We start from the raw sequence: 17,881 nt of genomic DNA, 5'->3' as shown, positions 1-17,881 counted from the left end.
CCGGTTGGGAATTTTAAAATTGGTCAGGAGCGCGCCCCGTGGAGCCGGTTCAGCGCTTCGTTCGTGAGCACCCCGGCAATGAGAAATGTCCCCGTTATTAAAAGTCCCCAGTCGCTGGTGAACCCGGCAAAACTCAACCCGTCCTGCAGGTACCAAAGCACCAGTCCGCCAATCACGGTCCCAAGAATCGTACCGCTGCCGCCGGCAATACGAGTGCCGCCAAAAATCACCATGGTAATGACCAAGAATTCCAGTCCAAAGCCCTCATTTCCCCGCGCTGAGGAGATGCGCGCGCAATAGACATTACCCGCGATGCCGACGAGGGCGCCTTGTAGCGTATAGACTGCAAGCCTGATCCGTTCGGGGCTGACTCCACTGAAGCGGCTTGCTTGTTCATTAGCACCGACGGAGTAAACATGCCGTCCAAACACGGTTGCGCCGAGCAGAAAGGTAAAAGAAATCACCATGATCACGAAAATGATCATTTGAAAGGGTAGGGGTCCCAACGTTCCCTGCCCGATGAATTGGAACCATTCCGGAAACGACGACACCGCTTTTGCGTTGCTGACTGCGAGGGCTATTCCACGAAATAGGGCCAGCGTGCCGAGCGTGACCACCAGCGGATTGAGGCGAAGCTGCGTAATCAAGGCGCCGTTTAATGCCCCACCGGCAATCCCGACCAGCACGCCCAAAACCATCGCCACCGGCATCGGCACACCCGCGTCGTAGCTGAAACCGATGGTGACTACTACGAGTGCCAATAGGGATCCGACGGAAATATCTATGCCGCCAGAAATGATCACCAAAGTCATTCCTAAGGCAATTATGCCGCCCTCGAAAAAGCCCTGCGAGGCGTAAAAAATGCCGTTTATATCGAAATAACCGGGCATCAGCGCGCTGATCAGCGCGATTTCCAGTAAGAACAGCACGGCGAGGGCCGCGTCTCGGCGGAACACGATCCTACGAAGCATCTCAGCGTCCTTCTCACAGTCTGGATTTGAGGCCGACGAAGGTGACCGCCGCCAGGATAATTAAGCCAAGTATTAGAGATTCGAAGGTAGGCGGGACCCTATTCAGCGCGGTTGCATTGAGGATAACGCTCAGCAGCAGCGCACCAATTATTGGCGACAAGTTTGCGCCGCGACCGCCCGACAGGCTTGTACCGCCGAGCACCACTGCAGCGATTATCTTCAGTTCAAGTCCGGATGCGGCGTTTGCTTGCATCGACGCTACCTGGCCAACAAAGACACCTGCAGTCAAAGCACAGCCGATACCGACAAGTACGAACAGGCAGAACTTTACCATGTCGACGGGTATGCCTAGGTTGCGGGCTGCCCGAACATTTCCCCCCGCCGCATAAGTATAGCGGCCGAAGGCCGTCTGGCGGGAGATGAAGCCGAACACCAGGGTAAGGACGACCATAAGGACGATTTCAACAGGCACGCCCAGAACTCTGGCCGTACCGAAAAACCGTGCCGCACCTTCGGCGTAAAGCGTCATGTCGCCTGCGAGGATTAGCAGAGCGCCCCTTAGTACCATCAGCGTTCCGAGTGTTGCGATGATGGAAGGAACGCCTGCAGCCGTGGTCAAAAGTCCATTCACGCAGCCAAAAGCTGCGCCACATAGAATCGTGACAATCATTGCACTCCAAGGATCGCCGATAGACTGTGCAGTTCCTGCAAAGACAAATGCTAGCACGGCCACCATGGATCCCATGGAAATGTCGATTTCTCCTGAAATGATGATCAGGTTAACCGCGAGCGCCACCAATGCGATCGGCGCCGCCTGCTGCATGATACCCAGAAAATTACTCGCACTGAAAAAGCCGGGCGTACTGACAGAAAGGACTGCCATCAGCAACACGAGGAATGCGAGGGGCGGGGTTTCCGGACGATCAAAAAGCCGGTTTATTATCTCAACAGTGGTCCTGCCAAAGCCCTTCATTTCATGCGCCCTCGACCTGGCCAGATACCGCATGGCCAATTGCCAACGGAGAGAAATCTTGTTGGTCAAAGATCTTCGTGACCTGGCCCTGATAGAAAGTCGCGATGTGGTCCGACAAACAAATCACTTCCTCCATGTCGGACGAGATGAGAATGATCGCTCGGCCATTCTCGACCAGCTTTTCGATCAGGGCGTATATTTCGGACTTGGCGCCGATATCGACGCCGCGGGTCGGTTCGTCCAGGATAATAAGGTCGGGATTTCCGGCGAGAATTTTCGCCAGCAGAACCTTCTGCTGGTTTCCGCCCGAGAGCGAACCAACTGCGACATCAGGTGATTCCATCTTTATCCTGAAGCGTTGCGCCTGCTCGCGAGAGAAGGTACGTTCGCTTTCGCGGTTGACTATGCCATACCGCGAAAACAATCTGAGTGCGGCAAATGTCATGTTCCAGGATGCCGGGTAGGACAGATGCAGGCCCTGCGTTCGTCTTTCTTCGGGGAGATATGCAATGCCAAGCTTCAGCGCGTGCGCTATTGAGGCGAGCCGCACCTTCTCACCATGAAGCCTGATCGCTCCGCCGTCTGGGCGATGAAGACCCGCAATCGAAAGGGCAAAATCAGTTCGCCCGGCTCCGATCAAACCGGCGAGCCCCAGAATTTCCCCTCTGCGAACTTGCAAGGAGACGTCTTTGAAGAGACCCTTGCGGCTAAGGTCAATGGTTTCGAGCACAATTTCGCCAGCGACTTGACGCGACTTTCTCTCATAAAGTCGTGAGACGGGTCGCCCCACCATGTGCTGTATGAGGCTCTTCGTATCGAAGTCCGATGTCTTTCCGGCACTGACCACGCTTCCATCGCGGAGTACAACGATGCGGTTGCAGTGTTCGAACACTTCATCGAGACGGTGTGTAATGTGGACGATGGCTGTGCCTTGCTTCTGCAATTGTTTGATCACACCAAACAAGCGTCCCGATTCAAGCTCGGTAAGCGCTGCGGTCGGCTCGTCCATGATCAACAATCGGGCTTTTCGGCTAAGGGCTCTCGCAATTTCGACGAGCTTCTGGTCAGCCGGCGACAATGCCTTGACCAAAAGGGACGCATCGAAATTTGCCCCCAAGCTGCGAAGAATTTCCTCCGCGTGACGCTTCATTGCCGTGCGGTTATGGAAGCCCAGCCGGCTTCGCGGCCATCGAGAGCCAATGAAGATGTTCTCATAGATGGGAAGTTCCGGAAACAAGTCCAGTTCTTGAGGGATGACGGCGATACCTTGCCGCTCCGCGTCGCGGGGGCCGGAAAAGGAAACCACCTTGCCGTCACATTCGATATGGCCTTCCGTGGGTGCCACCCACCCTGCGAGGCACTTCATAGAAGTGCTCTTGCCCGCACCATTTTCGCCGGTCAAGCCGATAGCGTCGCCAGGAAAGATCTCAAATTCAACATTTCGGCAGGCAAAGAATTGCCCATACTGCTTGCCGACACCGCGAAGCGCGAACGCCGGTCGGCGGGGAACGCCTTCTATATGGTCTGCCAACTCGTCCTCCCAACGCATTCACGACCTGCAGAAGTAGCGGCCTGGATCGCCGCTGGCCGACCAACCGATCTGCGCGCCGACTTTGACTTTCAAAAAGCCTATATCAGCAATTACAAAATGTACTAACTTGTTCGTAAAGTCAACCCGATATTGATGCCGTGGTTAGAGTTGTGAACTATCAAGTCCTGCGGTTATCCCGATTGGCGTCGAGGTTGTGATCAACTTCCGTCACAACGCGTCGCGGTGTGCCTGGGATTGCGCGGTGGCTTGCCAGAACGGCTATTGAAATCCGGAGCACAGACACTGCCTGCCGCCGTCGTATCGAACGCAGAGGGCCGCGGCCGCTCCTACATCGATCGCTTGAGAGTTTAGGGAGTGATTAGGGTAGCGGAACTAGCGAGTGTTCTTTATAATACGCACTAGTTCGTACAGTACTTGTTGTTAAATGCTCGACCAAATCGGTTTGCAGCATAGCAGCAAGATAGCGGCGCGTGGACGTTTAGAACCGCGAGAAACGCGTAAACCCTCTTTTAGGGCAATTCAGACTCACATTCCTGACCCGCATTTGTCGGCCCCGCGCTTTTTCAGAAAAGAGATCGCCCCAGCGGCTATCGGCGATATGGTGCGGCGAACGCCATTTTCCGCATTTCCGCCCTTCGAAGATATCTTCGGCCGGCGGGCATACCAAAGTGCTGACAGAGGGCGACATTTGACGAACCAAATACGCTGTGGCTAATCATAGCATGCCAAGCAAAATCCAAAAAGACGAGTTACTCATGAATGATGCGCCATCGGCCAAAATCGCACGTCTTCCAAGGAAGAACGATGCCGGCGCCACCAAAGAGAACATTCTTAAAATAGCAACGGAAGAGTTTTCCGCCGCCGGCTTTTCCGGGGCCAGAGTTGACGAGATCGCCGAACGAACCAAGACGTCAAAGCGGATGATCTACTATTATTTTGGCAGTAAGGAGGGGCTCTATCTGGCTGTGCTGGAGCAGGCATATGCCAGAATACGTACCTTGGAGAGCGCCCTACAGCTTGAAAGCCTGACACCCACACAGGCAATGCGTCGCCTGATCGAAAGCACTTTCGACCATGACGACGGGGATCCAAATTTTGTTCGACTTGTCAGCATCGAAAACATTCATTTCGCCGCGCATATGAAGCGCTCGGACATTCTATCCCGAACGAATGTCGGGATCATCGACATCATCTCGGGGATATTGCGAAAAGGCTATGCCGATAATAGCTTCTTGAGAATCGTAGACCCGGTGGACCTGCATATGATGATCAGCGCACAGTGCTTCTTCCGTGTGTCCAACCAGTACACATTCGGTGCTATTTTCGGTCGTGATCTGTCGTCGGAAGTACTGAAGAGCCGGCATAAATCGATGATTTGCGATGCGATCATCGCCTTCCTGACGACGCGCGCCGCGACCGAACCTTAAGTCTCTCCAGACAACGGTATTCTGTGAGGTGGAGAGCTTACTCCAAAATGGATTAGGTCAGCGGGGCAAGGTCAGCGTGAGCGTCCGGCGAATGGATTTTCGCAGGGTCGAGAGACCGAAGCTATAGGCCTCGCTTGGCTTCGTCAGCCATGACGCGCTCGATCATGTCGGGATCACATCGCTCATCCAGGAGGAACTGGCGGATGCCACCATCCCATGTTCTTATGTCGGCTAGCAGGTCCCGGAGATCGTCCACGCCGTTGTCAGTGAGGCCCTTTGTGCCATCTTCGCTGCCGTCGCGAACATAGACCAATTCACCCTCGGCGATATTGTCCGAGTTGGCCGTCACTTCCTCGATGAGTTCGAGGTTCTCGCCTATCATGCCGGCGACTTCTTTAAGCGTATAGATGAACCTTGATCGCGCCATCATGCAGCCTCGGACAGGGGTTTCACTGGCGTCCACTGCCACGGCAACAACTCTTCGAGGCGATCCGCGGGGTGATCCTGAATGCGGGTCAGGACGTCTGTCAGATAGACTTCCGGATTGAGGCCATGGAATTTGGCTGTCTCGATAATGGTCAAGATATTGGCGATGCGCTCGCCGCCCTGATCAGAGCCTGCAAAGAGCCAGTTCTTTCGGCCAATCCCGAGCGGGCGCATCGCCCTTTCAGCAATGTTGTTGTCGATCTCGACACGCCCATCGTCGATGTAAACACTCAAGGCCGCCCACCGTGACAGGGCATACCGCATCGCTTCAGCCAACTTCTGTTTCTGCGGCAAAGTCGAAAGTGTCTCCTCGATCCAAGCCTTCAGATCTCGAAGAATGGGACCAGCGTGTTCTTGTCGCAATGCCTGGCGCTCGGCGGCCGTCATGCCGCGAATGCGATCCTCGATATCGTAGAGCGCACCGATGCGCGACAGCGCCTCGTCAGCCACCGGAGACGGCTTAAGCTTGATCACGTCATGGAACTTGCGACGCACATGCGCCATGCAGGCGGCTTCAGTGATCTGGTTGCCGTAAAGCTTCTTGTAGCCGCCATAGCCATCGGCATGCATCACACCGCTGAACTCAGCGAGGTGGTCTGCCGGATGCGCGCCCATGCGGTCGGGACTGTAGTAATAGGCGATGGCTCCTGGAGTGGGATCCCGATATCCGCTGCCATCGAAGACATAGACCCAGACCCGGCCTGTTTTTGTTCTCCCGCGCCCAGGATCGAGAACATCGACCGGGGTATCGTCCGTATGTATTCGGTCGACTGCCGCGACATGGGTCCTGATGAGCAAGACGAGAGGCGTAAGCAGGGCCGATACCCGGCCTACCCAATCCGCCATGACGGAACGCGAGATGTCTATTCCCAGCCGATCATACATCTCGGAGAGACGGTAGAACGGAATGTGATCGTCGAACTTGGAGACCATGATATGGGCAAGCAATCCCGGCCCGGGTTTGCCGCGCTCGATCGGCAAGGTCGGCATTTCGCCGGATACGGTCGTATCGCAATCCTTGCAGATCATGCGCTTTTCGACATGGCGGACGATCTTCACCGAAGCCGGAATGTGTTCCATTACCTGCACGACCTTGTCGGCCGCTTTCAGGAATGACGTTCCGCCACAGGTCGGGCAATTGCAGGGTGCTGCATACACCTTTTCTTCGGTCGGAAGGCCATCCGGCAATGGCCGGCGTTTCGGCTTGTTCGGGGCATCCTCCAGATCCGGCAAGGGAGCTTTTCCTGACCGGGCCTCAGCTTCGGCGCGAGACGCCTCGATCTCCTCCAGCATCAGTTCGAATTGCTCGATCTTCCGATCAATTTTCTCCGAAGAGGCACCATGCTGTCGATGTCGAAGCAGTTCCAGTTGCGCGCGCAGAAGACCGATAATGGAGTCGCGCTTGCTGACTTCGGCCTCTTGGCTCTCCAGCTTCGCCGCCTGTTCAGCGACGAGCGCGCGCAGTGCCAATAGCTCGTTCTGACTGTCCAGAGGCGGTGTTTCCATGCCCCAAAACATAGCCGATTTGCTGTGAAAGCGCCAACATTTTAACCCGGATGCCCTTGCAAAATATAGCTTTTACCCCGTTCGTCCGGGAGCTGAGGTCCATGCCGGCCGACGCCAGTCTATCCCTTCCACAAGCATCGAAAGCTGCGCCTGCGTCAGGTGTGCAACGCCTTCTTTCGACGTCGGCCAGGGAAAGTACCCGCGTTCCAAAATCTTATAAAACAGGCAGAACCCTTGGCCATCCCACCACAGAAGTTTGATCCGGTCGGCGCGTTTTCCGCGGAAGCCGAAGATTGCTCCAGAACCCGGCGCTTCCTTGATCACCGCCTCGACCATGGTTGACAACCCATCGATGCCACGACGCATATCGGTTACCCCGCAGGCCAGATAGACCCGCACATTCCCAGAAGGCCCGATCATGCCGCCTCCACGCAAGCGATCAAGGACGCCAACAAAACCAGGTCCATATCCGCGGCGATCTTCAGGATGCGGCCGTTTCGCAGAACAAGTTCAACTTGCCTGGATTTCGGGCGGACACCGCTTCCCTTTCCATTCTCCACATGACACTCAGGATGCTCGACGACCGAGACCGGGACAAATGATGGCGTTTGCGGAGCCGCCAACTCCGGTGGCGCGAACTTCTTTCGCCAGCCGTAGATTTGCTGGGGAAGAACGTCATGCCGTCGCGCAACGACGGAAACGCCGGCGTCTGACCCGAATGCCTCCTGCAATATCGACAGCTTTTGTTGGGTGGACCAACGCCGTTGTCGCTCGCCACCCGTCAGGATCTCAACCTTGGCCATCCGTACCTTGTTACGTCACAAATGAATCATCAGTGACGTAACTTGCGACAGAAGGGCGCTTCAGCAAAATCGGCTCACCGGACGCTCACAGGTCAGCAGCAGTCCATCAACACCATAGTTTTCAGAAACGGCCTTCGCCTCGGTCACAACACGGACTGGTGGGGCTGTGCGGAGAGCTTTCGTCGCGGATTGCCCGATGTGTCGCTTGAGTACGTAGTGCGTCGGGGTGCCGGCGGGGCGGGTGTCGCGCTTACCCATGCCCTTGCACAACTGGGAGTGCGTACGGTCGAGATTTTCGACCTCGATCCAGCGCGAGCATCCGCGCTCGTCGTCCAGCTTCAGGCAGCCCATGCCGATTGCCATTTTGAGGTCTGGATCGATATGCGACAGGCTTTGAAAGGCACTTCCGGTCTGGTTCACTGCACGCCAACCGGTACGAGAGCGCATCCCGGTTTGCCTCTCGCACCAAGGCTGATCAGGCCACATTTCTGGGTCGCTGAAATCGTCTATGTTCCAATCGACACCGAACTGGTCAAGACAGCCGAAGCGCCGGAATGGCGGTTTTTCAGGCTGTTCCCGCATTTGAACTATTTATCGACATTCGTCCTGACACCAACAGAATGATCAGCCTTTTTGAATCATTGCGTGCCTAATAGCCGGGCGCGTCAACCCGATGCAGGCTCTAGACTCCAAGATCAAGGTAATTTTCGCAGAAAGCCGGGTATTGTTGATTCGATGGTCCGCCCTTCGGGACATCGCACGTGATTGGGTAACGCGACCACGGCTGCCAATATCTACGAGGTCCTGCGTTCGAATCCCTTCAAGAGCGTGATAACAAGCGTTACGGTCGGCTTGGGTCACGCTGCAAAATCGCACACTGCTGTCGCAGACCCGTTAACTTTAGAGTGCCAGTAGAGGGCATCCACACCATCAGCTCTCAATGGAAATAAAAAATCAGCAAAAAATCTAACCCCAGGGGGTCTACGAAAGTCGGGGCTATTCAGTCAAGTTAAGGTGACATCGCCTTGTAGCATGGACCCCCAGCCCGTCTTATCCTATCATTAGCGCATCTTTCTTTTGTTGCCCGCGATCGTGGTTATGATGGTTCCAATTTGGTGGATGTCAAAACTCGTGCGGCCCGGGAAGCAGAATAAATATGAACGACAGAGCCCTTCAAACAACTGGAAAGCCGCAATATACCGGGTCCGTCATTCCACTTCCCGAACCGCCTGCCGGCGTGAGTGTGATTCGTGACGTAGAATTTGGTTCGCATGAACGACAGCGATACGACGTATATCTACCGAAAGATATCTCCGCTCCCATGCCTGTAGTTGTGTTTTTTCACCCTGGGGGCTGGATGCGACGCGACAAGCGCGCGGTGCGCACCATGTTCGTCCTGGAGTATGGTTACGCCTTGGTCAGTATCGGTTACAGGTTGGCACAAGACGCGTGCTTTCCCGCGCAGGTGCACGACGTCAACCTCGGGCTGAAGCATTTGATAGAGAATGCCGGGACGTATGGCATTGATACATCAAGGATTGTTCTCGCCGGAACATCAGCGGGTGCCCATCTCGCAGCCCTGGCCGCGTTGGCAATGGACCGAGCGGATTTCAACCCCGTGCCGAACCTCGAGCTCAAGGGCGTGGTCGCCATCTACGGTGCCTATGATTTCCCGCAATTTCTTAGTGCGGTGCAGAACAGCGAAACCGACCAATCTAGCGCTGAATCGCCCTTGGGTCTGTTGATTGGAGGTGATCCGCAGCTATATCCGGATAAGCTGGTGACCATCAGCCCTGTGACATATGTACGGCGCGATGCACCTCCATTTTTAATCATGCATGGCGAACAAGACAAAGTCCTTCCGTGGGCCCAGAGTGCTTCGCTTGCTGGAGAGCTGATCAAACAGGGCGCATCTGTCGACTTTGAAATCATCCCCAATGCAGGTCACGGTGATGAGGTGTTTCGGCAGGCGCCAATCTCCGATCGGATCGTGCGATTTATCGATCGAGTGATGGCATCATAAGCTCATATCTCGGTGCTGCCGCTGGGCCAAGAATAAATCTGTCCGATGGGTCAAGGCGTTGACTTCCTGGACAACCCAATGCCGAAATGCGGTTGCCGCAGGATTGCGCGGGCGGATTTCAGGTTCTAGCAGAGCAACGGACTGGTGGGAACGGATACAGGTCGCGAAGGGCTGAACAAGACGGCCGCTTTCCAGGTCATTGATCACCAGCTCAATTTGAGCCACGACCATTCCCATCCCCGCCAGAGCCGCTTCGTATGCTAATGTCGAATTGGAAAACAGCATCAGGCGAGTTTGCTGTCCTTGGCTCAATCCCGAAGCAGACAGCCAGGTTGGCCAGTCACTCATGCGATTTCGCGAAGAAATACGCGGGACCAAAGCGAGATCGTTGGCGTTTTCCAAAGCAACCCGCGGCGTGCAAACCGGAGCAAGGCGGGATGAGAACAGCTCCTGGCGAAGAACATGGCGGCTGGACATAGCGTTAAAGCAAATGGCCATGTCCGCATCAGTATGGCTGAAGTCAACATCGTCACTGCCAGTTTCGAACTCTACGGAAACCTCTGGATATTGCCGGGAAAATTCTTCGAGTTTTGGAATCAGCCAGCGATTTGCCAAGGTCTGATAGACCCGGATTTTGACGCCGTGAGACATTCCGGAACTGGCAGCGTCCTCTATTCCGATCGAGATGGCGTCGAAGGCTTGGGTCAGCACTCTGCCCAGCTCAAGGCCTCGGCGGGTCGGAACGGTGCGGTTGCCAAAGCGCTCGAAAAGCGAAAAGCCAATCGATCTTTCGATGCGATGGATTTGCTGACTGACGGCGCTGGCAGAGACATTCAGTTCGCGGGCAGTCGCCTCAAATGACCCCAGGCGCACTGCGGCTTCCAAATGACGCAGGGCAAGCAACGGTATCCGAGAGAGAATGCTCGTGTTCACAATGTCCCTGCCAGCCTGAATTGAGGAACACCCGCTTGGCAGTTGAGCCGATAGGCAAGGCAATTTGAAAGATTACGACCAAAGCTCCGCATGCGGGCCTACTCCGTGTGATTCACGTTAGGAATTTGCCGGCCTTGCACAGCAAGATCGGCGAGTTCCTTCTCAAACAATGTCCAAAGAGCCGCGGCCGGTGGCGGCAGAACAAAGTCGCGACGCCTGATCAGGCCGATCCGCCGATGGATAGTCGGCTCTTTCAAAGCGACTCCCTTCAACCCCCATTCCTCGCAGGCATGCATGGCGATCTGAGGCAAAACAGCTGCAAATCCGCCCGATTTCAGGAAGCCAACAAGGCTGGAGAAGTGCTGAACCTCATCACCCCATGGAACGGCAACACCGACACTCCGAAGCTCCTGATCGACCTCCTGGCGATTGGCACTATTTTGGTTCAAAGCCAACAAAGTCAGGCCAAGTTCCGATAGCGCCGACAATCGCTGCCAGGGGACTTCGCGCTCAGCTGCCATGGGATGGTCTTTCGGCACGATGAGGACATAGCTGTCGTACAATGCCTCCTGCACATAGAGATCGCTGGGTGGATTGAGAAGCGTGTTGACGGCAAAAGCCGTGTGACCGGACAGAACGTTGTGAGCGACCGTCTTCCCCGTGTTGTCATGCAAGCGTAAATGCATTTTCGGGTAAAGGGCTTTGAAGGCCCGCGCGACACGTGGTGCAATCGCAAAACATACGGAGGTGACGCAACCCACGTCAAGCCAGCCGCCGTCACCACGCGCTTCCTGCGCGATCTTTGTCAGGCTTTCGTCCATCTTCTGCAAAACTGGCGTCACGTCGGCCAGCAGGATCCGCCCCGCGCGGGTCAAGACTACGGAGCGGGTCGTCCGCTCAAACAGTTGCGTCTCCAATGTTCGCTCAAGCTCAAAGATCCTCCGGCTTACTGCAGAAGGCGACAAGCCCAAGACATCCGCTGCGCGGCCAAAGCTTTGAAAGCTTGCCACGGCGATGAAGGCGCGGAGTTCCAGAAGGCCGTAATTGATGCTCATTTCGAAATAAACACTGCAAACTTTTCACTTATTTTCAACATTCGATTATGGCATTTTCAAGTTCCCTCAAACCACCACGGCGCGGGAGGTCGGGGGGAGTGACGCTTCGGCGAATTTGGCCAGCCGGTCATTCTCTGATCTGGCGCATGTCAAGCTCTTCCGGAGGCGATGCCAAAACCGAGAACTCGCTATTGAGCGACAGGCATCGGCGAAATGACTGCAGGAGTGAAAATCCACGGGCTGTGATGCCCGACGATCGCTTCTATGGTCTTGTAATCAATCGGGTGCGTATGAATGGGAGGAAACTAATAAATGCTTGCCTATATAGGACTTTTCGTTGTCGTTCTATCCGTGTCCATTCTCATGACCGGACGCGTGTCCCCCGTGGTGACATTTACGTCGATACCTCTGGTAGGTGCATTCTTGGCAGGTAACGACATCCCTCATGTGCAGAAATTCGTTATGTCCGGTCTGGGCACCGTCGCGCCCATGGTGGTCATATTCATATTTGCCATCACCTATTTCGGCATTATGTATTCTCAGGGAATTTTTGAGCCGCTCATTCGTATCCTCCTGAAATTCGCCGGTAACCGTCCTCAACGAATTTTGATGGCGACTGTCATCACAGCCGCTCTAGTCCATTTGGATGGCGCAGGGCCGACCACGTACCTCGTCACCATATCCGCCTTCCTTCCGATCTATAAACGGTTTCAGATCAGCCCCCTTCACTTGGCCATGCTGACTGGTCTCATGGCCGGCATCATGAACATCGAACCTTGGACACCTGCAGTCCTTCGTGCCGCTACAGTGCTGCATGTCGACCCTGCGGCATTGTGGCGACCGCTTTGGCCAGCGCACCTCGCAGGTATATGCAGCGCACTTGTCTTGGCTTGGTGGGTAGGACGAAAGTTGCCGCAGGCCGTTTTGCTTGAACAAAGTGCCGAACCTGCGGCAGCGAATGGTGCCTCAATCTCGAAAACCAGCGAGGAAAACTGGAGGGGTATAGCGAACACACTGCTCACCCTCGCCACGATTGCCGCTATGGTCTTTTCCGGCATTCCTTTGGGAATTGTCATGATGATAGCGGTCGCCATCGCACTGCCTCTCAACTACAGCGGCGCAAATGCCCAGATGAAGGCGATCAAGGAACATGGCGCTGAAGCGGTCAGCCTTTCCGCCATTATCCTGGCGGCAGGCGTCTTTCTCGGGATCCTCAACGACAGTGGCATGCTGGACGCTTTAGCCAAGCTGCTCATCTCACTCATACCCGCGAGCCTTGGAAGCAGTGTCCATCTGATTGTTGGCGTCCTTGCGCTGCCACTCGGCATGATGTTTGGCGGAGACACCTATTATTTCGGCATCATGCCCGTCCTGGTGAGTGTTGGGAAAGCGCACGGCATTGCGCCGGAAGCGGTAGCCCGTGCGATGTTGATCGGTGAAAATGTCGGGTATTCAATCAGCCCGGTTATCGGCAGCGCTTACATGCTGGTTGGTCTTGCAGGTGTCGATTTCGGCGCTCATTTGCGACACTCCGTCTTTTACATGTGGTCCATCGCACTGATCATGTTGACGGTTGCATTTTTTTCAGGAGCGTTGTGAAAACGGCCAGTATTGACCTGCCATCGAAGTTTCTTTCTGCTGCGAGTAGAGGAGCCGGTAGACCGTTTTCCGCGAGCTGCGACGAAACTGGTACAGCGATTTCGAGATCCCCGACCTAACGGGCTACTGGTGTGCGCTGGCTCAGCAGCTGTGTTTGGCCGGCGGTTCCGGCACAGCAAGCTAGTCTGTCATTCCCAGTTGCGCCAGCGGATCATCGTCTCTCTGAAGGCCGGCTGGAGCCCGGAGCAGATCGCCGGGAGCATGCGGTTCGAAGGTAAACGTGAATTTCCGTGCACCCTTTGCCATTGAGTGCCGTGCTGCATGAGGTGTCCACCTAACGGAGGTGGACACCAAATGATTGAGACTGAAGAAGAGAAGCTGGTTATCCGGCGGATTTTGCGAAACAGACGTCGGCGGTATGACGCTGCGTCGAAGGCACGCCTTGTTGCGGCGAGGGCAGATGTAAACCGTCGTCAGCTACGTCGAGATAATCCGAGCCAGGCGACTGTCTCCATCGTGGGAAGCACCGCGAGGACTTCAGCGATCTGGCCGGAACGGTCGATGACAGTCTGGGCGCCCAATCCGGAGCGACCCTTGACCACGTCGCGCCGATTGTGGTGACCGCCAACATGGCCACATCGGCTTCGGCGATGAAGTCGGCTTCGAGCACCCATCGTTCTTCTCGCGCGCCTTCAGTAGAAAGCTCGGTGAAAAACCGTCGCTCTATCGAAAGCGGCAGCAGGCCAGTGTGTCACGTTTGACGACTACGGCGACGCGGCCCCGAATCCATGAAAGGTCAATGGGGTAGGCAAGTTGAAGCGCAGGTCGATGGTTCAATCCCGCTCAAGAGCCGAGTTCGGCATTCATTCCTGCTCGCAAGGTTTCGTTTATGCGCTCTTGCCAGCCTGGACCCTCCGCCTGAAAATGCGCGAGGATATCGCTGTCGATCTTCAATGAGACCAACTCCTTGGCGTTGGGGATCGTAGGCCGCTCAACGGCCGGTGCTGCGACCTTCTTTGGCTTGGTGAACAGCGCCTCAGCTGCGTCTTTTGGATTGGATGGTCGTCGGGGCGTTGCCATAGTCATATCCTGTTGTGTTGTGCGCTTGGACGTGCGCTGAGTTTTCCCAGTAAAGTGCCCAAACTCGGTGGCCAATCCGAACATTGCAGATACGAATTTGATGTCGAGATTGTGCGCTTAGCGTTGTATTTCGCCGAATTTCACTCCGCTATCAAACCGTCAAACACTTCCAGAAGGGCATCACTGATGGCCTTACCGAGCGCGGCTGCGGTGGACGCAAGCGCCTCTTCGTTCATATCTCGCGCGGCCATGGCAAACCTTGCCCCCTCTGCCACGACGATTTCCTGTGCTCTTTCGATCGCCCAAAGGGCGAAGTCGGTTCGGCTTTCGATTTCTATGGACTCCATGTTTTTTCCTCTTTTGCGCAGCCGCGTTGTCGTTGAAGGTTTGGAGGGATGGCGCGCGGAATATCGAACGTAGGACCTTCGCCGATAATTTGCAGGTTGGCCCCTAGAATAGTTTGGATGTTTGGCGCCTGGGGTAGAATGCCATTTTCGGCGATGCTTTAAGTGATATAGCTGACGCAAGCTAAGCGTTTGTGCGCCTGAGCATACTGAGTTTATCGCATCGTGGAACTCGCCAGTAGGGTTAATTAGCAATATGGCTGCACAGCTGGATTTCTTTGAGGCATCGGTCACAGTCGCCGGCGGCCGGCCAAACAGGTCAAAGATCGTTCCAACGTCAGAGAAACCCCTGCCACATTTGGATGATGAGGCAATGGCTCGCCATCTCGAAGACACAGGCAGCTACAGGGTCCTCAGAAAACTCGAGCCACCGCAGGTCTCCTCATATCCGCGAGCTGACTTTCCAAGACGCGGCGTCATCGTTGATACAGAAACCACTGGTCTGAACTATCGCTCCGACGAGATCATCGAAATCGGAGCGGTTGCGTTCAGTTTCAACGATTTGGGCGAGATCGGCGAAGTGACGGGCGTCTATGGCGGGCTCCAGCAACCGACTACTCCAATTCCTGCCGAGATCACCCGGCTGACCGGGATCACCGATGACATGGTTGCCGGGCAGATCATTAATGCGCCTGCTTTGCGCGCCATTGTTGGATCAGCCGACCTCATCATCGCTCACAACGCGAGCTTCGACCGGCCTTTTTGTGAAGCCTTCTCACCAATGTTCGCCGACAAGGCCTGGGCCTGCTCTGTATCGGAGATTGATTGGGCAGGGCGCGATTTCGAAGGGAGCAAACTCGGATATCTCGTCGGCCAGTCAGGCTATTTCCACGATGGCCACCGCGCGGTTGATGATTGTTTCGCGCTCTTGGAGGTTCTGAGGCGGCAAACCGGTGTTTCGGTATCGACGCCTTTTGCAGAGCTTCTGGAAAGGAGTAACCGCTCGCGCGTTCGCATTTACGCGGAAAACAGCCCGTATGACATGAAGGACCACCTGAAGGCACGCGGCTATCGTTGGTCGGACGGCTCCGAAGGTCGGCCGAAGTCCTGGTGGGTCGAGCTGCCGGAAGACAAGCGGGACGATGAACTGTCCTTCCTCAGAACAGAAATCTATCGCTGGGACGCCGATCCCCCGATCGTTCATTTAACGGCGTTTGATCGGTTTCGTGCTGGCTGATCCTATGATCGCATTTGAGATAACGCGATCCAGCTGCCACCGCGCGGACAATTGTGAGATCAAAGCAACTCCATTTGGGCGCTCACGGACGGTCCCTCCTCGCTCTCGAGCGCGGAAAGCGTTATGCCGAGCAATCGAATGCCCTTTGTCGTCGGAAACACGTCGCCCAGCAGCGCCTGCGCCACTTGTTGCAGTTCGATCTCGCCGCGGATTGCCCGAGTCAATGTGCGACTCCTTGTAATCTGCTGGAAATCCGCGAACTTCACCTTCAGCGTCACCGTGCGCCCGCTGATCTGCTTCGCCTCGCAATGCCGCCAAACTTTATTGGCCAGCGGGATCAGTTCGCTTTTCGCCGCCTCAAGATCGAAAATGTCGACCATGAATGTGTCTTCGGCTCCGACCGACTTGCGCGGTCGATCCGGCTGCACCGGCCGCTCGTCAATCCCCCTCGAAATCCGATAATACCATCCGCCGGACTTGCCGAAATTCGCCTGCAGGAAATCGAGTGACTTGGCCCTGAGGTCAGCGCCCGTAAGGATGCCCAGCCGCTCCATCTTGGCGGCTGTTGCGGGTCCGACGCCATGGAACTTCTTCACCTCCAGCGCCTCGACGAAGGCGGGGCCGTTCTTCGGCGTGATCACCGCCTGGCCGTTCGGTTTGTTCAGATCGCTCGCCATCTTGGCCAGGAATTTGCAGTAGGAAATCCCGGCCGAGGCATTCAGGCCGGTCACCTCCTTGATGCGCGCCCGGATGCGGGTGGCTATGTCGGTTGCGATGGCAATGCCTTGCTTGTTTTCGGTGACGTCGAGATAGGCCTCATCAAGAGAGAGCGGCTCGATGAGATCGGTGTGCTCGGCAAAGATCTCGCGGATCTGCTGAGAAACGGCGCGATAGACGTCGAAGCGTGGCTTGACGAAGATAAGCTCGGGGCAGCGTCGTTTCGCGGTGACAGAGGGCAGGGCGGAGCGGACGCCAAAGGCCCGCGCCTCATAGCTCGCTGCTGCTACGACACCACGGGCGGCCGATCCGCCGACAGCGACGGGTTTGCCGCGGAGATCGGGATTGTCGCGCTGCTCCACGGAGGCATAGAAGGCGTCCATGTCGACATGGATGATCTTGCGGACAGGTGCCGCAGGATCCGCGCCTTCTCCTCTGTGCTCGATCTCCGAAACCGCCAAGCTGCCCATCGCCGGATTATTCAGCTCGGCGTCTCAGGTGACTTCGCCGGCGGCTCTACGAGGATCAGCATGTCGTCGGGCAGGGGACGCTGGAGGTGCTTCACCTCATTCCATTCCCCCGTAAGCCAGTGATCCACCTCTTCAGGCGTTGTCAGGATCGCCGGCATGGCCTTTTGATGGATCGGTGCTACGACCGCATTCGGCGCGGTCGTCAGAAATCCGTAGAGCTCGAACTCGCGTTCCCCGTCGCGGACCTTCTTCACGCCCTTCCATGGCGTCCAGAAGCCTGCGAAGGCCATCAGTGGCCGATCGGGGTTTTGCGCAAACCACGCGTTGGGCACGCGGCCGCCTTCCACTTTGCTGGCCGGATCAGGCTCGGCAAAGGAGGTGAATGGAACGACACAGCGATGGGAGGGACCGAGCCAGCGCCGCCAGTGGGGTGAGTTCACATTGCGGATATTGGTGACGCCGGGGTCATACTTGCCTTTGATAAAGGCTGGCGGTGTCGGCATGCCCCATGTGCAGCCTGCAATCTCCCGATTTCCGTCAGCCCCAACGCGAACGATCGGTGCCAGCGTGCCGGGATAGACGTCGAGCGACGGCTGGTTCCAGCTGCGGGTTTCAGCAACCTCTGGACAGGGTTTTCAGTAATCTCCGGACACAGTTTTCGTTAATTCCCGGACAGTGTTTCCGCTAAATCCCGGACAGTTTCGG

At 56.0% G+C, this 17,881-nt stretch carries 18 protein-coding genes and 1 pseudogene; 5 read left to right on the top strand and 14 right to left on the bottom strand.

Annotated features, from left to right (window positions below):
* Positions 1–23 precede the first annotated feature (23 nt).
* From LQK84_RS19385 to LQK84_RS19375, 3 genes are read right to left on the bottom strand one after another with little or no spacing between them, the layout of a single operon-like run.
* Entirely contained in the window at positions 24–971 is a 948-nt protein-coding gene (locus LQK84_RS19385) for an ABC transporter permease (RefSeq protein ID WP_230830374.1), read from the bottom strand.
* A 13-nt stretch (positions 972–984) separates the two neighbouring features.
* Positions 985–1,944, bottom strand: a complete 960-nt coding sequence (locus LQK84_RS19380; protein ID WP_230830373.1) for an ABC transporter permease — start codon at positions 1,942–1,944, stop codon at positions 985–987.
* Between the two features lies 1 nt (position 1,945).
* Positions 1,946–3,475, bottom strand: coding sequence for a sugar ABC transporter ATP-binding protein (locus LQK84_RS19375; protein ID WP_230830372.1), 1,530 nt, complete (start codon positions 3,473–3,475; stop codon positions 1,946–1,948).
* Positions 3,476–4,251: 776 nt separating this feature from the next.
* Between LQK84_RS19375 and LQK84_RS19370 the strand changes: the two genes are divergently transcribed.
* Positions 4,252–4,923 (top strand): TetR/AcrR family transcriptional regulator, encoded by a 672-nt coding sequence (locus LQK84_RS19370; protein WP_230830432.1) that lies wholly within the window; start codon positions 4,252–4,254, stop codon positions 4,921–4,923.
* Positions 4,924–5,044: 121 nt separating this feature from the next.
* Here LQK84_RS19370 and LQK84_RS19365 read toward each other — a convergent pair whose 3' ends face one another.
* The 5 genes from LQK84_RS19365 to LQK84_RS19345 all read right to left on the bottom strand — a co-directional run bounded on the left by LQK84_RS19365 (position 5,045) and on the right by LQK84_RS19345 (position 8,300).
* A complete protein-coding gene (locus LQK84_RS19365; protein ID WP_230830431.1) occupies positions 5,045–5,350 on the bottom strand; it encodes a hypothetical protein in 306 nt (101 codons plus the stop codon).
* Positions 5,350–6,915, bottom strand: coding sequence for an IS66 family transposase (gene tnpC, locus LQK84_RS19360; protein WP_230830430.1), 1,566 nt, complete (start codon positions 6,913–6,915; stop codon positions 5,350–5,352). Before tnpC ends, LQK84_RS19365 begins: the two co-directional genes overlap by 1 nt.
* Positions 6,916–6,987: 72 nt before the next feature.
* Positions 6,988–7,335, bottom strand: a complete 348-nt coding sequence (tnpB, locus tag LQK84_RS19355; RefSeq protein WP_230830371.1) for an IS66 family insertion sequence element accessory protein TnpB — start codon at positions 7,333–7,335, stop codon at positions 6,988–6,990.
* Positions 7,332–7,718, bottom strand: a complete 387-nt coding sequence (tnpA, locus tag LQK84_RS19350) for an IS66-like element accessory protein TnpA (protein WP_230830370.1) — start codon at positions 7,716–7,718, stop codon at positions 7,332–7,334. Before tnpA ends, tnpB begins: the two co-directional genes overlap by 4 nt.
* A gap of 60 nt (positions 7,719–7,778) precedes the next feature.
* A complete protein-coding gene (locus tag LQK84_RS19345; protein WP_230830369.1) occupies positions 7,779–8,300 on the bottom strand; it encodes a hypothetical protein in 522 nt (173 codons plus the stop codon).
* Positions 8,301–8,874: 574 nt separating this feature from the next.
* On the opposite strand from LQK84_RS19345, the gene LQK84_RS19340 reads away from it, so the two are divergent.
* Entirely contained in the window at positions 8,875–9,741 is an 867-nt protein-coding gene (locus tag LQK84_RS19340) for an alpha/beta hydrolase (protein WP_230830368.1), read from the top strand.
* Here LQK84_RS19340 and LQK84_RS19335 read toward each other — a convergent pair.
* Together LQK84_RS19335 and LQK84_RS19330 are read right to left on the bottom strand one after the other, a co-directional pair.
* Positions 9,736–10,674, bottom strand: a complete 939-nt coding sequence (locus LQK84_RS19335; RefSeq protein ID WP_230830367.1) for a LysR substrate-binding domain-containing protein — start codon at positions 10,672–10,674, stop codon at positions 9,736–9,738. The genes LQK84_RS19340 and LQK84_RS19335 overlap by 6 nt on opposite strands.
* Positions 10,675–10,772: 98 nt before the next feature.
* Positions 10,773–11,729 carry a LysR family transcriptional regulator gene (locus tag LQK84_RS19330; RefSeq protein WP_230830366.1) on the bottom strand — a complete coding sequence of 319 codons (957 nt, stop codon included), beginning with the start codon at positions 11,727–11,729 and terminating at the stop codon, positions 10,773–10,775.
* A 312-nt stretch (positions 11,730–12,041) separates the two neighbouring features.
* On the opposite strand from LQK84_RS19330, the gene LQK84_RS19325 reads away from it, so the two are divergent.
* The gene (locus tag LQK84_RS19325; protein ID WP_230830365.1) at positions 12,042–13,328 is read left to right on the top strand and encodes a CitMHS family transporter; all 1,287 of its coding nucleotides are present in this window, start codon (positions 12,042–12,044) and stop codon (positions 13,326–13,328) included.
* Between the two features lie 637 nt (positions 13,329–13,965).
* The gene (locus LQK84_RS25355) at positions 13,966–14,136 is read left to right on the top strand and encodes an AraC family transcriptional regulator (protein WP_442966991.1); all 171 of its coding nucleotides are present in this window, start codon (positions 13,966–13,968) and stop codon (positions 14,134–14,136) included.
* A gap of 35 nt (positions 14,137–14,171) precedes the next feature.
* Here the strand turns inward: LQK84_RS25355 and LQK84_RS19320 are convergent, their stop codons facing one another.
* Both LQK84_RS19320 and LQK84_RS19315 read right to left on the bottom strand, forming a co-directional pair.
* On the bottom strand, positions 14,172–14,408 hold the full coding sequence (locus tag LQK84_RS19320; RefSeq protein WP_230830364.1) for a BrnA antitoxin family protein: 237 nt from the start codon (positions 14,406–14,408) through the stop codon (positions 14,172–14,174).
* 140 nt (positions 14,409–14,548) lie between these two features.
* Positions 14,549–14,755: a hypothetical protein gene (locus LQK84_RS19315; protein WP_230830363.1), complete on the bottom strand. Its 207-nt coding sequence runs from the start codon at positions 14,753–14,755 to the stop codon at positions 14,549–14,551.
* Between the two features lie 253 nt (positions 14,756–15,008).
* Between LQK84_RS19315 and LQK84_RS19310 the strand changes: the two genes are divergently transcribed.
* Positions 15,009–15,989 carry a 3'-5' exonuclease gene (locus LQK84_RS19310; RefSeq protein ID WP_230830362.1) on the top strand — a complete coding sequence of 327 codons (981 nt, stop codon included), beginning with the start codon at positions 15,009–15,011 and terminating at the stop codon, positions 15,987–15,989.
* A gap of 59 nt (positions 15,990–16,048) precedes the next feature.
* On the opposite strand, the gene dinB is transcribed toward LQK84_RS19310, so the two are convergent.
* Together dinB and LQK84_RS19300 are read right to left on the bottom strand one after the other, a co-directional pair.
* The gene (dinB, locus tag LQK84_RS19305) at positions 16,049–17,176 is read right to left on the bottom strand and encodes a DNA polymerase IV (RefSeq protein WP_269072189.1); all 1,128 of its coding nucleotides are present in this window, start codon (positions 17,174–17,176) and stop codon (positions 16,049–16,051) included.
* Positions 17,177–17,187: 11 nt separating this feature from the next.
* Positions 17,188–17,778: pseudogene (locus LQK84_RS19300) on the bottom strand (SOS response-associated peptidase); the annotation flags it as partial.
* Between the last annotated feature and the right edge of the window lie 103 nt (positions 17,779–17,881).

Source organism: Rhizobium sp. C4, assembly GCF_021026315.1.
Classification (GTDB): Bacteria; Pseudomonadota; Alphaproteobacteria; order Rhizobiales; family Rhizobiaceae; genus Ensifer_A.
Note: the sequence above shows the minus strand (reverse complement) of the source record. Positions and strands in the feature narration are given on the sequence as shown.